Source organism: Variovorax sp. KBS0712, assembly GCF_006323185.2.
Classification (GTDB): domain Bacteria; phylum Pseudomonadota; class Gammaproteobacteria; order Burkholderiales; family Burkholderiaceae_C; genus Variovorax; species Variovorax boronicumulans.
This window is the reverse complement of sequence record NZ_VCCD02000001.1, coordinates 3,458,034-3,471,953: the sequence shown is the minus strand read 5'-3', so window position 1 is coordinate 3,471,953 and position 13,920 is coordinate 3,458,034. Positions and strand designations below refer to the sequence as shown.

General features: G+C 68.2%; 17 protein-coding genes. 14 read left to right on the top strand and 3 right to left on the bottom strand.

Going from position 1 to position 13,920, the window contains the following annotated elements; genetic code table 11:
* Nucleotides 1–18: 18 nt before the first annotated feature.
* From FFI97_RS16160 to FFI97_RS16095, 14 genes are all read left to right on the top strand, one after another.
* Nucleotides 19–1,023: a Tim44 domain-containing protein gene (locus FFI97_RS16160; RefSeq protein WP_139700159.1), complete on the top strand. Its 1,005-nt coding sequence runs from the start codon at nt 19–21 to the stop codon at nt 1,021–1,023.
* Nucleotides 1,024–1,080: 57 nt separating this feature from the next.
* A complete protein-coding gene (locus FFI97_RS16155) occupies nt 1,081–1,638 on the top strand; it encodes an SCP2 domain-containing protein (RefSeq protein WP_062477123.1) in 558 nt (185 codons plus the stop codon).
* Entirely contained in the window at nt 1,635–3,200 is a 1,566-nt protein-coding gene (gene ubiB / locus FFI97_RS16150; protein WP_139700161.1) for a ubiquinone biosynthesis regulatory protein kinase UbiB, read from the top strand. Before FFI97_RS16155 ends, ubiB begins: the two co-directional genes overlap by 4 nt.
* A gap of 19 nt (nt 3,201–3,219) precedes the next feature.
* Nucleotides 3,220–4,668, top strand: a complete 1,449-nt coding sequence (locus FFI97_RS16145) for a sodium:solute symporter family protein (protein ID WP_062477039.1) — start codon at nt 3,220–3,222, stop codon at nt 4,666–4,668.
* Between the two features lie 106 nt (nt 4,669–4,774).
* Nucleotides 4,775–5,116 carry an FmdB family zinc ribbon protein gene (locus FFI97_RS16140; RefSeq protein ID WP_139700162.1) on the top strand — a complete coding sequence of 114 codons (342 nt, stop codon included), beginning with the start codon at nt 4,775–4,777 and terminating at the stop codon, nt 5,114–5,116.
* A 14-nt stretch (nt 5,117–5,130) separates the two neighbouring features.
* Nucleotides 5,131–5,763, top strand: coding sequence for a DUF502 domain-containing protein (locus tag FFI97_RS16135; protein ID WP_062477045.1), 633 nt, complete (start codon nt 5,131–5,133; stop codon nt 5,761–5,763).
* 37 nt (nt 5,764–5,800) lie between these two features.
* Complete coding sequence (gene aspS / locus FFI97_RS16130) at nt 5,801–7,606, top strand: aspartate--tRNA ligase (RefSeq protein WP_062477047.1); 1,806 nt, start codon at nt 5,801–5,803, stop codon at nt 7,604–7,606.
* Nucleotides 7,607–7,613: 7 nt separating this feature from the next.
* On the top strand, nt 7,614–8,090 hold the full coding sequence (gene nudB / locus FFI97_RS16125; protein ID WP_139700164.1) for a dihydroneopterin triphosphate diphosphatase: 477 nt from the start codon (nt 7,614–7,616) through the stop codon (nt 8,088–8,090).
* Nucleotides 8,087–8,854 carry an endonuclease/exonuclease/phosphatase family protein gene (locus FFI97_RS16120; RefSeq protein ID WP_139700166.1) on the top strand — a complete coding sequence of 256 codons (768 nt, stop codon included), beginning with the start codon at nt 8,087–8,089 and terminating at the stop codon, nt 8,852–8,854. The genes nudB and FFI97_RS16120 overlap by 4 nt, the downstream gene beginning before the upstream one ends.
* Nucleotides 8,855–8,993: 139 nt before the next feature.
* Nucleotides 8,994–9,725 (top strand): GTP cyclohydrolase I, encoded by a 732-nt coding sequence (gene folE / locus FFI97_RS16115; protein ID WP_095743929.1) that lies wholly within the window; start codon nt 8,994–8,996, stop codon nt 9,723–9,725.
* Between the two features lie 3 nt (nt 9,726–9,728).
* The gene (locus FFI97_RS16110; RefSeq protein ID WP_062477059.1) at nt 9,729–10,151 is read left to right on the top strand and encodes a BLUF domain-containing protein; all 423 of its coding nucleotides are present in this window, start codon (nt 9,729–9,731) and stop codon (nt 10,149–10,151) included.
* A gap of 16 nt (nt 10,152–10,167) precedes the next feature.
* Nucleotides 10,168–11,049 carry a DMT family transporter gene (locus FFI97_RS16105; protein ID WP_062477062.1) on the top strand — a complete coding sequence of 294 codons (882 nt, stop codon included), beginning with the start codon at nt 10,168–10,170 and terminating at the stop codon, nt 11,047–11,049.
* Between the two features lie 13 nt (nt 11,050–11,062).
* Nucleotides 11,063–11,887: a DUF429 domain-containing protein gene (locus tag FFI97_RS16100; protein ID WP_139700168.1), complete on the top strand. Its 825-nt coding sequence runs from the start codon at nt 11,063–11,065 to the stop codon at nt 11,885–11,887.
* 136 nt (nt 11,888–12,023) lie between these two features.
* The gene (locus FFI97_RS16095; protein WP_062477068.1) at nt 12,024–12,518 is read left to right on the top strand and encodes a BON domain-containing protein; all 495 of its coding nucleotides are present in this window, start codon (nt 12,024–12,026) and stop codon (nt 12,516–12,518) included.
* 81 nt (nt 12,519–12,599) lie between these two features.
* On the opposite strand, the gene FFI97_RS16090 is transcribed toward FFI97_RS16095, so the two are convergent.
* Genes FFI97_RS16090 through FFI97_RS16080 form a run of 3 tightly spaced genes read right to left on the bottom strand, consistent with a single transcriptional unit; the run spans nt 12,600 to nt 13,906 of the window.
* On the bottom strand, nt 12,600–13,112 hold the full coding sequence (locus tag FFI97_RS16090; RefSeq protein WP_139700171.1) for a hypothetical protein: 513 nt from the start codon (nt 13,110–13,112) through the stop codon (nt 12,600–12,602).
* On the bottom strand, nt 13,099–13,482 hold the full coding sequence (locus FFI97_RS16085) for a hypothetical protein (protein ID WP_139700173.1): 384 nt from the start codon (nt 13,480–13,482) through the stop codon (nt 13,099–13,101). The genes FFI97_RS16090 and FFI97_RS16085 overlap by 14 nt, the downstream gene beginning before the upstream one ends.
* Nucleotides 13,483–13,531: 49 nt before the next feature.
* The gene (locus FFI97_RS16080) at nt 13,532–13,906 is read right to left on the bottom strand and encodes a hypothetical protein (RefSeq protein ID WP_062477074.1); all 375 of its coding nucleotides are present in this window, start codon (nt 13,904–13,906) and stop codon (nt 13,532–13,534) included.
* Nucleotides 13,907–13,920: the final 14 nt, after the last annotated feature.

Sequence of the window (13,920 nt, the reverse complement as noted above, 5' to 3'; positions counted from 1 at the left end):
CGCTCAAGAGGAGACGGCATGAAGAGTTTGGGTTCTTTGTTCTTGGCAGCAGCACTGGTGCTGGTGAGCGTTCAGGCGGAAGCTGCTCGCATGGGTGGCGGCAAGTCCGTCGGTCGCCAGTCGTCCAACGTGACGCAGCGCCAGGCCACGCAGCCCGCGGCCCCCGCGCAGCAGAACGCGACCAATGCGGCGCCCAAGCCCGCAACGCCCGCCGCCGCTGCACCGAAGCGTCCGTGGGGCGCGATGCTCGGCGGTCTCGCCGCCGGCCTGGGCCTGGCATGGCTCGCGAATTCGCTCGGCCTGGGTGCCGGCTTCGCCAACATCCTGCTGATCGCGCTGCTGGCTTTTGCCGCGCTCGCGGTGTGGCGCATCTTCAAGGCGCGCTCGGCCGCGTCGTCGGGCAACGCCAACCGCCAGGGCGCTTTCGCCTTCCAGGGCGCCGGCAGTCCCGCCGATGCACGCGCACCGGCACAGTACAGCCCGGCCAACGTCGGCAACGACGCCTCGGCACGGCCGTGGGAGCGCAACGCCACGGCGTTCGACGCCGCGCCGGCATCGCACGGCAGCAGCCTGTCGGCCGCGGGTGCCGCAGCCGGCGGCAGCATGATCGGTTCGGCACTGGCCGGTTCGCAGTCCTGGGGCATCCCCGCGGGCTTCGATGCCGACGGTTTCCTCACCGCCGCCAAGCGCAACTTCGTGACCCTGCAAGACGCCTGGGACCGCGCCGACGTGTCGATGCTGCGTTCCATGATGACCGACAGCATGGTCGAAGAGATCCGCACGCAGCTGGCCGATCGCGCCAGCCACACGGGCGGTGCGCTCAACAAGACCGAGGTCGTGATGCTCGACGCGAAGCTGCTGGGCATCGAAGAGCTGCCCGACGCCTACATGGCGAGCGTGGAGTTCTCCGGCATGATCCGCGAAGACGCCTCGGCGGGCCCGGCCCCGTTCCGTGAAGTCTGGAACATGACCAAGACCGGCAGCGCCGGCTGGCTGGTGGCAGGCGTGCAAGCGCTGCAGTGACAAAAACCTGAGCCACGGCCGTCACCCGGCCGTAGCACTGACGGGATAATGGGGACCATGGCTACACCATCGTCCCCTTTTTCTTTGCTCGGCGACCTGTTCAACCGCATCGGCGAACGCCTGCAACCGCCGGCCTGGGCCGTCCACGAAATCCAGCACCGCGCGGTGCTGTTCCTGAACCACGTGCTGCAGCAGGAACCCGAAGCGCAGCAGCGGCTGCTGCGCCAGCAGGGCAGGGTGGTGCGCTTCCAGTGGCGCTTTGTGACGATGGAGTTGGTGGCCACGCCGGCCGGCCTGCTCGACCTGGCACCTGCCGGCTCCACGCCCGAACTCACGCTCACCGTGATCGATGACTCCCCCTTCGACATCGCCCGCGCCACGCTGCGCGGCGACAAGCCTTCCGTGCAGATCGTCGGCGACGTGCAGCTCGCGGCCGAGGTCAACTGGCTGGTCGACCACGTGCGCTGGGACGTCGAGGACGACCTGGCCCGCGTGATCGGCGACGTGCCCGCGCACACGCTGGGCAATGGCGTGCGGCGCGTGGTCGGCGCGCTGCGCCAGTTCGTCGGCGACCGCTCGGCCCGTGCCGGCGGTGCGGCGGGCCACGCCGAATGAGTCGCTTCTATCGCGGCCTGTTCATCGTCTGGGTCGCACTGCGCTATGGCCTGGACGAGCTCGTGCTCACGAGCTTCCAGAAGCCCTGGCTGCGCGTGGTGGCGCGCATCGTCTCCGTTGGACGCAACCTCGACGCGCCGCGCGGCCAGCGCCTGCGCGAGGCGCTGGAGCGGCTGGGCCCCATCTTCGTGAAGTTCGGCCAGGTGCTGTCCACGCGGCGCGACCTGCTGCCGCCCGACATCGCCGACGAGCTCGCCTTCCTGCAGGACCGCGTGCCGCCGTTCCCCTCGGCGGTGGCGGTCGCGACCATCGAGCGCGCCTTCCGCCGCCCGGTGAGCGACGTGTTCGTGCAGTTCGACGAAACGCCCATCGCCAGCGCCTCGATCGCGCAGGTGCACTTCGCGACCATCCGCACCAACCAGGGCGAGATCCGCGACGTGGCGGTGAAGGTGCTGCGCCCCAACATGCGCGGCGTGATCGAGAAGGACCTGGCCCTCATGGCCATGATGGCCGGCTGGATCGAGAAGCTCTCGCCCGACGGCAAGCGCCTGAAGCCGCGCGAGGTGGTCGGCGAGTTCGACAAGTACCTGCACGACGAGCTCGACCTCGTGCGCGAGGCCGCCAACGCCGCGCAGCTGCGCCGCAACATGGCCTCGCTCGACCTGGTGCTGATCCCCGAAATGTTCTGGGACTTCTGCCACCCCGAAGTCATCGTGATGGAGCGCATGAACGGCGTGCCCATTGCCCAGATCGACAAGCTGCGCGCTGCCGGCGTCGACATTCCCAAGCTCGCGCGCGACGGCGTGACGATCTTCTTCACGCAGGTGTTCCGCGACGGTTTCTTCCACGCCGACATGCACCCGGGCAACATCCAGGTGAGCCTGGCGCCCGAGACCTTCGGGCGCTACATCTCGCTCGACTTCGGCATCATCGGCACGCTCACCGAGTCCGACAAGGAGTACCTCGCGCAGAACTTCGCGGCCTTCTTCCGGCGCGACTACAAGCGCGTGGCCGAGCTGCACCTGGAGAGCGGCTGGGTGCCGCAGGGCACGCGCATCGACGAGCTCGAGGCGGCGATCCGCACCGTGTGCGAGCCGTACTTCGACCGGCCGCTGAAGGAAATCTCGCTGGGCATGGTGCTGATGCGCCTGTTCCAGACCTCGCGCCGCTTCCACGTCGAGATCCAGCCGCAGCTGGTGCTGCTGCAGAAGACCCTGCTGAACATCGAGGGCCTGGGCCGCAGCATCGACCCCGAGCTCGACCTCTGGGCCACGGCCAAGCCCTTCCTCGAGAAGTGGATGATCGACCAGATCGGGCCGAAGAAGCTGTTCCAGCAGCTGCGGGCCGAGGCGCCGCGCTACGCGAAATTGCTGCCGCAATTGCCGCGTTTGCTGCACGATTTCCTGGAAAATCGGCCGCCCGATCACCGCCGCGAGTTGCAGGAGCTGCTGGCCGCGCAGAAGCGCACCAACCGGCTGCTGCAGGCCATCCTCTATGGCGGCATCGGATTCGTCCTGGGGTTGCTCGCCATGCAAGTGCTGGTGCGCGTGCGTTTGTTCTAGAGGCTGGAGGAGTTTCGCCGTGTTGTTGACGCTGGTCATCGTCTATCTGCTGGTCACCATCGCCATCGGCCTGTATGCGGCCAAACGGGTGAAGAACACCACCGACTTCGCGATCGCGGGGCGGCACCTGCCGCTGTTCATGATCATCACGACCACCTTCGCGACCTGGTTCGGGTCCGAGACGGTGCTCGGCATCCCGGCCAAGTTCATCGAGGGCGGCCTGAGCGGCGTGGTCGAAGACCCGTTCGGCGCGGGCACCTGCCTGATCCTGGTGGGCCTGTTCTTCGCGGGCAAGCTGTACCGCATGACGCTCTTGACCATCAGCGACTACTACCGCGAGCGCTACGGCCGCAGCGTGGAAGTGGCCTGCTCGCTGATCATCATGCTGAGCTACCTGGGCTGGGTCTCGGCGCAGGTCACGGCGCTGGGGCTGGTGTTCAACGTGCTGTCGGCCGGCGCCATCAGCATCCCGCTGGGCATGGTGATCGGCGTGGTCTCGATCCTGGCCTACACGCTGTTCGGCGGCATGTGGTCGGTGGCCGTGACCGACTTCATCCAGATGATCATCCTGGTCGTCGGCCTTGCGGTGATCGCGATGTTCGCGGGCGACATGGCCGGCGGCGCCGACAAGGTGGTGGCCTTCGCGGTCAGCAAGGACCTCTTCAAGTTCTGGCCCGAGCCCAACTGGCACGACATGGTGTTCTTCTTTGCCGCGGCCATCACGATGATGCTGGGCTCCATTCCGCAGCAGGACGTGTTCCAGCGCGTGATGTCGGCCAACAGCGTCAAGGCCGCGACCCGCGGGCCGGTGATCGGCGGCGTGGCCTACATCCTGTTCGCCTTCGTGCCGATGTTCCTGGTGGCCAGCGCGCTGCTGATCATGCCGGAGGAGGTGGCCGTGCTGCTGAAGGAGGATCCGCAGAAGGTGCTGCCCACGCTGGTGCTGCAGAAGATGCCCTTCGTGATGCAGGTGCTGTTCTTCGGCGCGCTGCTCTCGGCCATCAAGTCGACCGCCTCGGCCACGCTGCTGGCGCCCAGCGTCACCTTCACCGAGAACATCTGGCGCCAGTTCCGTCCCGCCGGAACCGACCGCGAGAACCTGATGACCATGCGCATCACGGTGCTGCTGTTCAGCGCCGCCGTGCTGGCCTACGCGATCCGCATGCAGGGCACGCCGATCTACGAACTGGTCTCGGGCGCCTACCAGGTGCCGCTGGTCGGGGCCTTCGTGCCGCTGGTGTGCGGCCTGTACTGGCGCCGCGCCACCACCCAGGGCGCCATCGCCTCGATCGTGGGGGGCATCGGCGTCTGGCTGCTGTTCATGGCCATGCCCTGGGGTACCGCCTTCCCGGCCCAGCTGGCGGGCGTGCTGTCCTCCTTCGCGGGCATGGTCATCGGCTCGCTGCTGCCGCAATGGATAGCGAACACTCACACGCCGCACCGCCTCCTGGCGACCGAGCCGGCCTGACGGCGGGCCGGGCCGGGCCCCCACGGCCCCTGCGGGCGGGGGCGCCCCTATAATCGAGGGCTTTGCGAGCGGCAGCTGCGTCGCTCATTCCCACCCCCGATTTCCCATGCCCATTTACGCCTACAAGTGCAGTTCCTGCGGCTTTGCCAAGGACGTTCTGCAGAAGATGTCGGACACGCCGCTCTCGGTGTGCCCGGAATGCGGTGCGAGCGCATTTGAAAAGCAGGTCACGGCCGCCGGCTTCCAGCTCAAGGGCTCGGGCTGGTACGTGACCGACTTCCGCGAGGGCGGCGGCAAGAAGTCCGAGGCCGCCACCGCGCCCACTGCGTCCGGCGACGGCGCCAAGTCGGCCGATGCTTCTTCTTCGTCCCCCGCCTCCAGCCCCGCACCGGCGCCCGCTCCTGCGCCGGCCCCCGCTGCAACGGCTGCCGCCAAGAGCGGCGACTGACGGAACCCTCTCCCATGTCCGCCCTGCGCAAATGGTTGTTCTCCGGCTTGCTGGTGATCGTTCCGCTGTTCATCACCCTGGCGGTGCTGAAGTGGATCATCGACACGCTCGACCAGACGCTGTGGGTGCTGCCGGGCGCATGGCAGCGCTGGCTCTACGACAACAACATCCGCGGGCTCGGTGTGCTGCTCACGCTGGCCATCCTGCTGGTGGTCGGTGCCATTGCGAGCAACTTCGTCGGCAAGCGCCTGCTCGGCTGGGGCGACGCCGTGGTGCGCCGCATTCCGGTCGTGCGCTCGATCTACTCGAGCGTCAAGCAGGTGTCGGACACGCTGTTCTCCGAGAACGGCAACGCATTCCGCACGGCAGTGCTGATCCAGTGGCCGCGCGAGAGCGTGTGGACCATTGCCTTCGTGACCGGCGCGCCGGGCAACGAGGTGGCCGAGTACCTAGGCAGCGAGGAATTCCTCAGCGTCTACGTGCCGACCACGCCCAACCCCACGGGCGGCTACTTCGTCATGCTCAAGCGCAGTGACTGCGTCGAACTGAAGATGAGCGTGGACGAAGCGCTCAAGTACATCGTCTCGATGGGCGTGGTCGTTCCAGGCGGCCCCTCCTCGGTGGCGATCAAGCCATCCAACTCATAAAAACGAACGCGCCACGACGGCGCCGGAAGTCATCTCTATGGCCATGCGTACTCACTATTGCGGTCTTGTGACCGAAGCCCTGTTGGGCCAGACCGTCACCCTGTGCGGGTGGGTCAACCGTCGCCGCGACCACGGCGGCGTGATCTTCATCGACGTGCGCGACCGCGAAGGCTACGTGCAGGTGGTGTGCGACCCCGACCGCGCCTCGACCTTCGCCGTGGCCGAGAACCTGCGCAACGAGTTCTGCGTGCAGATCACCGGCCTGGTGCGCGCGCGCCCCGAAGGCACGACCAACGACAGCCTCAAGAGCGGCAAGATCGAAGTGCTGTGCCACGAACTGAAGGTGCTGAACCCCTCGGTCACGCCCCCGTTCCTGCTGGACGACGACAACCTGTCGGAAACCACCCGCCTCACGCACCGCGTGCTCGACCTGCGCCGCCCGGCCATGCAGCGCAACATGATGCTGCGCTACAAGGTGACGATGGAAACGCGCAAGTTCCTCGATGCCAACGGCTTCATCGACATCGAGACGCCGATGCTGGGCAAGTCCACGCCCGAAGGCGCGCGCGACTACCTCGTGCCCAGCCGCGTGCACGACGGCAGCTTCTTCGCGTTGCCGCAGTCGCCCCAGCTGTTCAAGCAGCTGCTGATGGTGGCCGGCTACGACCGCTACTACCAGATCGTGAAGTGCTTCCGCGACGAAGACCTGCGCGCCGACCGCCAGCCTGAATTCACGCAGATCGACATCGAGACCTCGTTCCTCGCCGAGGAAGAGATCCGCGAGATGTTCGAAGGCATGATCCGCAACGTGTTCCGCAACGCCGCGGACATCGACCTGCCGGTGTTCCCGACCATGAGCTACGCCGACGCGATGTTCAAGTACGGCTCGGACAAGCCCGACCTGCGCGTGAAGCTCGAGTTCACCGAACTCACCGAACTGATGAAGCGCGTCGAGTTCAAGGTGTTCTCCAACGCCGCCACCATGGCCGGCGGTCGCGTGGTCGCGCTGCGCGTGCCCGGCGGCGGTGCCGAGGGCGGCCTGTCGCGCGGCGAGATCGACGCCTACCAGGAGTTCGTGAAGATCTACGGTGCCAAGGGCCTGGCCTACATCAAGGTCAACGACGCCGCCGCCGGCCGCGACGGCCTGCAAAGCCCGATCGTCAAGAACCTGGACGACGCCACGCTGGCCGAGATCATCGCTCGCACGGGTGCGCGCAACGGCGACATCCTGTTCTTCGGCGCCGACAAGGAAAAGGTCGTCAACGATGCCATCGGCGCGCTGCGCGTGAAGATCGGCCACAGCGCCTTCGGCAAGAAGGCCGGCCTCTTCGACGACCGCTGGGCACCGCTGTGGGTGGTCGACTTCCCGATGTTCGAGTTCGACGAGGAAGGCCAGCGCTGGAGCGCCGTGCACCATCCGTTCACCGCACCGAAGGACGGCCATGAAGACCTCATGGACACCGCGCCCGAGAAGTGCATCGCCAAGGCCTACGACATGGTGCTCAACGGCATCGAGATGGGCGGCGGTTCGGTGCGGATCCACCGCGAGGAAGTGCAGAGCAAGGTGTTCCGCGCGCTGAAGATCAGCGCCGAGGACGCGCAGCTCAAGTTCGGCTTCCTGCTGGACGCGCTGCAGTACGGCGCCCCGCCGCACGGCGGCATCGCCATCGGCCTGGACCGCCTCGTCATGCTCATGACCGGCGCCGAGTCGATCCGCGACGTGATCGCCTTCCCCAAGACCCAGCGCGCGCAAGACCTGCTGACGCAGGCGCCGAGCCCGGTCGACGAGAAGCAGCTGCGCGAACTGCACATCAAGCTGCGCAACACGCCGCAGGCGGCCTGATGCAGCCATGACGACCGGCACCCGGCCCTGGAAGATCCCGGAGTCGGTGCTGGTCGTGATCCACACGCCGGCACTCGATGTGCTGCTCATCCGGCGTGCGGATGCCGAGTCCGACTTCTGGCAGTCGGTCACTGGAAGCAAGGACGCAGTCGACGAGCCGCTCGCGCTCACCGCCGCACGCGAAGTGGCCGAGGAGACCGGCATCGATTGCAGTGAAGGCACGCCGCTGGCGTCGCAACTGGTCGACTGGCAACTGCGCAACATCTACGAGATCTACCCCGGCTGGCGCGCGCGCTACGAGCCCGGCGTCACCCACAACACCGAGCACCTGTTCGGCCTGTGCGTGCCCGAGCGCCTGACACCCCGGCTCGACCCGCGCGAGCACACCGACTGGCAATGGCTGCCGTACCACGAGGCGGCGGACGCCTGCTTTTCCCCGTCGAACGCCGAAGCCATTCTGTTGCTGCCAGAATTTGCGCGATGAACCCACCGGCCGCCGCAGCAGCAACGCAGAACCTCCGGGTCGCGACCTACAACATCCACAAGGGTGTGCAGGGGATCGGGCCGGCGCGTCGGCTCGAGATCCACAACCTGGGCCACGCCATCGAGCAGCTCGATGCCGACATCGTCTGCCTGCAGGAAGTGCGCAAGATGAACCGCCAGGCCGCCGCCCGCTTTCCGCGCTGGCCCGAGCTGCCGCAGGCCGACTTTCTGGCGCCCGAGGGCTACACGGCCGTCTACGAGACCAACGCTGTCACGCGCCACGGCGAGCACGGCAACGCGCTGCTCACGCGCTGGCCGGTGATCCGCACCAGCCACCAGGACATCTCCGACCACCGCTTCGAACAGCGCGGCCTGCTGCATGCCGTGATCGACGTGGAAGGGCGCCGGGTGCACGCCATCGTGGTGCACCTGGGGCTCATCAAGGGCAGCCGCGTGCGGCAGGTGGCCCGGCTGCGCGAGTTCATCGAGCGCGAGGTGCCGGCCGACGAGGCCGTGGTGGTGGCCGGCGATTTCAACGACTGGGGCGCGCGCATGCGCTACGCCATGAACGCCATGGGCCTGCGCGACACCAGCGACCTGCGCGGCCCGCGCACGCTCACATACCCCTCGCGCCTGCCCGTGACGCAGCTCGATTTCGTCTATGGCCGCCAGCTCGAACCGCTGGCCTGCAACGTGCCGCGCGGCCCGATCTGGGCCCGCATGTCCGACCACCTTCCGCTGGTCGCCGACTTCGCGCTGGCCTGAGCTCGCCCCCAGGCTTCGCGCACTGCGTGTCGCTTCTCCAACCCCCTGCCGGGGGCAACACCAGCGGCCCGGCAAAGCCGGTTCCGCGGTGTTTCCCCTCTGGCGGTGCTGAAAAAGGGTTCACTGATACCATCTGCGGATGCTGAGGAAAACCGACGTCGAACCGCTTCCCGATCGAAAAGACGATGACGAGGGCACGCCCGTCTCCGTCAAGATCCGCGAGCGACTGAATGCAGCGCGCAAGCGTTTCAACGCCAACGACAACATCGCCGAGTTCATCCAGCCGGGCGAACTGGAGTCGCTGCTCGACGAGGTCGAGGTCAAGATGAAGGCCGTGCTCGAGAGCCTGGTCATCGACGTCGAGAACGACCACAACACCGACAACACCGCGCGCCGCGTGGCCAAGATGTACCTCAACGAGGTGTTCCGCGGCCGCTATGTGCCGGCACCTCCGCTCACCGAGTTTCCCAACGCCGAGCACCTGAACGAGCTGATGATCGTCGGCCCGATCACCGTGCGCAGCGCCTGCTCGCACCACTTCTGCCCGATCATCGGCAAGCTGTGGATCGGCGTGATGCCCAACGAGCACACCAACGTGATCGGCCTGTCCAAGTACGCGCGCCTGGCCGAATGGGTCATGGGCCGTCCGCAGATCCAGGAAGAAGCCGTGGTGCAGCTGGCCGACCTGATCCAGGAAAAGACCCAGCCCGACGGCCTGGCGCTGGTCATGGAGGCCGAGCACTTCTGCATGGCCTGGCGCGGCGTGAAGGAAATGGACAGCAAGATGATCAACTCCGTCATGCGCGGCGTGTTCCTCAAGGATCCGAGCCTGCGTCGCGAATTCCTCTCCCTCCTGCCACGAAAGAGCTGAGCCATGCTGGTCCGACTTCTCTATGCCAGTCGCGCCGTCGATACCAGCCCCGAGGCCATCGAGGCGATCCTCGCGAAATCGCGCACGCACAACCCGGCCTGCGGCATCACGGGCATCCTCTGCTACGGCGCCGGCACCTTCCTGCAGGCCATCGAGGGTGGTCGCGACGCCATCAGCGATCTCTACGGCCACATCCAGCGCGATCCGCGCCACAAGGACGTGGTGCTGCTGCACTACGAAGAAATCTCCGAGCGCCGCTTCGGTGGCTGGACGATGGGGCAGGTCAACCTCTCCAAGCTCAACGCCTCGACGCTGCTGAAGTACTCCGAGAAGCCCGAGCTCGACCCGTACAAGGTCTCGGGCAAGGTCTCGCTCGCGCTGCTCGAAGAACTGATGGCCACCGCCGCCATCGTCGGCCGCCACTGATCCCGGTTCGACCGGGGTGCCCCTTTCCGCGTTCGCACTGATCCTGCTGGCTGGCGTCATCCACGCCAGCTGGAACATCGCCGCCAAGAAGGCGAACGGCGATTCACGCTTCGCGTTCCAGAGCGGCGTGTTCATGGCCGTGGTGTGGGCGCCCGTGGGCATCACGCTCGGCTGGAGCGTCGTGCCGACCTGGGGCACGAAGGAGTGGGCCTTCATCGTGCTGAGCGGCGTGCTGCACGTCTTCTATTACGTCGTGCTGTTGCGCGGCTACCGCAAGTCCGATCTCACGGTGGTCTACCCGCTGGCGCGCGGCTCGGGGCCGCTGCTGTCGTCGCTGGTCGCGATCCTGTTCCTGGGCGAGAAGATCAGCCTCGTCGGCGTGGCCGGCATCTTCGGCGTGGTGCTCGGCGTGTTCCTGGTGGCCGGCGGCCCGCGCCTCTTTCACAAGAAGCATGACCCGGTGCAGCGCGAGCGCGTGCACAAGGGCATGCGCTACGGCGTGCTGACCGGCGCCTTCATCGCGGCCTACACGGTCACCGACAGCTACGCCGTCAAGTTCCTCGCCATGTCGCCGATCCTGCTCGACTACATGAGCAACTTCGTGCGCCTCGTGCTGCTGCTGCCCGCCGCGCTGCAGGACCGCGCGACCACCGTGCGCATGTGGCGTGAGCAGTGGAAGTACGCGCTGCTGGTGGCGGCGATCAGCCCCGTCTCGTACGTGCTCGTGCTGTACGCGGTGCAGCAGGCGCCCATCTCGCACGTCGCGCCGGCGCGCGAGGTGTCGATGCTGTTCGCCGCGCTGATCGGCGGGCACCTGCTGCGCGAAGGCGACCGCATGCTGCGGCTGCTGGGCGCGCTGTTCATCGCGGCTGGCGTGATCGCGCTCGCACTGGGTTGACCGAAGGCGGGCGATGCTCTTCGGCTGCGATTTCTCGAGCGCACCGACCGCCCGCAAACCCATCGTCGTGGCCGTCGGCGAGAGCGCAGGCCCGGACGCTGTCACGCTGACCGGCCTGCACCGCTTCGCCACGCTCGACGCCTGGGGCCAATGGCTCGACAGCAGCACGCCCGCCTGGGTCGGCGGATTCGACTTTCCCTTCGGCCTGCCACGCGAACTGGTCGAGCACCTGCAGTGGCCGGCCGCGTGGGACGCGCTGATCGCCCACTACGCCGGCCTGAGCCGCGCCGAGATCCGCGACACCTTCGCCGCCTTTTGCGCGGCGCGTCCGGTCGGCGGCAAGTTCGCGCACCGTGCGACCGATGCGCCGGCCGGATCGAGCCCGTCGATGAAATGGGTGAACCCGCCGGTCGCCTACATGCTGCACGCCGGCGTGCCGCGCCTGCTCGCGGCCGGCGCCACCTTGCCGGGCCTGCACACGGGCACGCACAAGGAGCGCATCGCGCTGGAGGCCTATCCCGGCCTGCTGGCCCGCGAGCTGATCGGCCGGCGCAGCTACAAGAGCGACGACCTCGCGCGCCAGTCGCCCGAACGCGAGGCCGCGCGCGCCGACCTGCTGGCCGCGCTCGAGGCCGGACGCTCGCGGCTCGGCCTGCGCCTCCAACTCACGGCCGCGCAGCGCGACGGGCTGCGCGCCGACGCCAAGGGCGACGAGCTCGACGCGGTGCTGTGCCTGCTGCAGGCCGCCTGGGCCCGCCAGCGCGCCGGCAGCCCCGGGCCGGGCTACGGATTGCCGGGGTCCATGGACCCGCTCGAAGGCTGGATCGTCAGCGCCTGAGCGGCCTGCCGTCGCTTGCTTGTCCTACAGCGCTTCGGGCCTGTGGCGACACCCGGGCGCGGGCGGTGGGGACTAGATTGACTGGCGTGGACCAAGCCGGTCCATGCACCCATTTCCGACCGCAGGAGGATTTCCCATGACAACGTCGAACCGTTCCCTCGCTCCCTTTGCCACCTCGCGCACCTGGCTCGCCGTGCTCGCCGCCGGCGCCGCGCTGACCCTGGCCGCCTGCGACAAGCCGGGCAACCAGACCGCCGGTGAAAAGCTCGACAGCGCCGTCGCCAAGACCGAGCAGGCGGCCTCCGATGCCAAGGCCAAGACCGAACAGGCCGCGGCCGATGCCAAGACCGGCATGGCCGGCGCCACGGCCGATGTGAAGGAAGCCGCCAAGGACGCCACCGCCGCCGTGACCGCCACGGTCGACGATGCCGCGATCACCGCCTCGGTCTCGGCCGGCCTGGCCAAGGACCCGGACCTGAGCGCGATAAAGATCGACGTCGACACCAAGGGCGGCGCCGTGAGCCTCAAGGGCCCGGCACCGACGGCCGCCGCCAAGTCGCGCGCCGAGGAGATCGCCAAGGCCGTGCAAGGCGTGAAGTCGGTGAACAACCAGCTCGAAGTGAAGGGCTGACCGGCCCTTGCGCCGCGCCCAGCAAAAAAGCCCGGTTCGACCGGGCTTTTTCTTGTCTGCATGCCACGCGTTGGCGTGACGTCAGGGCGGGTCTTGCCGAGGCGGTCGCGCAGGCTTCTGCAGCAGCGTGTTGACCAGGTCGGCCACGTCGGAGGTCTTGAGCACCGCCGCGATCACGGCCGTGGCCGAGAGCAGCCGCCAGGGCCGCACGAGCACCAGCAGCGAGCCCGTGGCGGCCGCGGCGGCCATGAGCTTGACGGGCTCGGTGCGGGCGTAGTGTTCGAGCAGGGGGCGGGCCAGCTGGCCGGCCGCGTGCGCGGGATGGCGACGCCACCAGCGCTGCACCACGCCGCGCGCCATCGTGCTCCAGACGTTGTGGCGGCGCCCCGGCGAGGCGGGTGGCGCATCGCTGGCGTCGGTGTGTGCGTATTCGAGATCGTCGTCGGTGTCGCCGGCAGCCAGGGCGCGATGGGGCGCCGGCGCGTCGGGCTCGCCGCCGTTCAGTTGCCGCACGAGCGCGCGGCGCGAGAGGGCCAGCCGCTGTTGCGGCGTGAGTTGCGGTGCGCCAGGGCGGCGGGGATCAGGGCTGCTCATGGCGGGCTCCGGCGGCATGCAGCGCGTCGAGGTCCGCGGCCAGCTGGGCGCGCAGATCGTCGAAGCCGTAGTTCGGACTCGGGCGGGTGGCGATCCAGGTGCAGATCGCCGCGATCACCACCGCCACGGCAGGCACGACCACCAGCACCCAGTGGAAGCTGCCGTGCAGCACGCCGAGCAGCACGGCCACGCCGATCAGCCCGAGGGCGAGCACGGCGGTGGCCACGGCCAGGACGCCCGCGACCAGTCGGGCAACCAGGCCGCGTCCCGCCACGGCACTCTCCTGCCGGACAAGGGCTGCGTAGTTGGCGATGTGATCGGCAATGAGCTCCGGGTGCCCGAGCACCGTCGAGAAGATCGGATGAAGCATGTGCGAGGGTGGTCGGGCGGGGTCGGTCGGTCAGTGGCGATGCAACGGATCAGTAGTCGTCGCGGTTGCGGCGGCTGGCCAGCACGATCAGTGCCGTGATGGCGGCGCCGGCAGCGGCGGCCAGCAGCACCGAGCGCACGGGCTGGTCGGAGATGTAGCGGCCCGTCACGTCGGCGGCCTGCTCGATGCGGCGGTGCGCGCGGGCGCTGGTGGTCGAGGCGGCGTCGAGACCGCGCTGCACGGCTTGCTGCACGCGTGCGGCCAACTGCTCGACACCCGGCTCGGCGTCGCGACGCAGTTCGCGGACCTTTTCGCCCGCCGCATTCACCGCGTTCTGAGCGTAGGCGCGGGTGGTTTCGGCCGCTTCCTGGGCGGTCTGGCGCACGTCGTCGGCGAGTTGCGAAGGGGTCTTGGTCGTGTTCATGGGAGAGTCCTTTC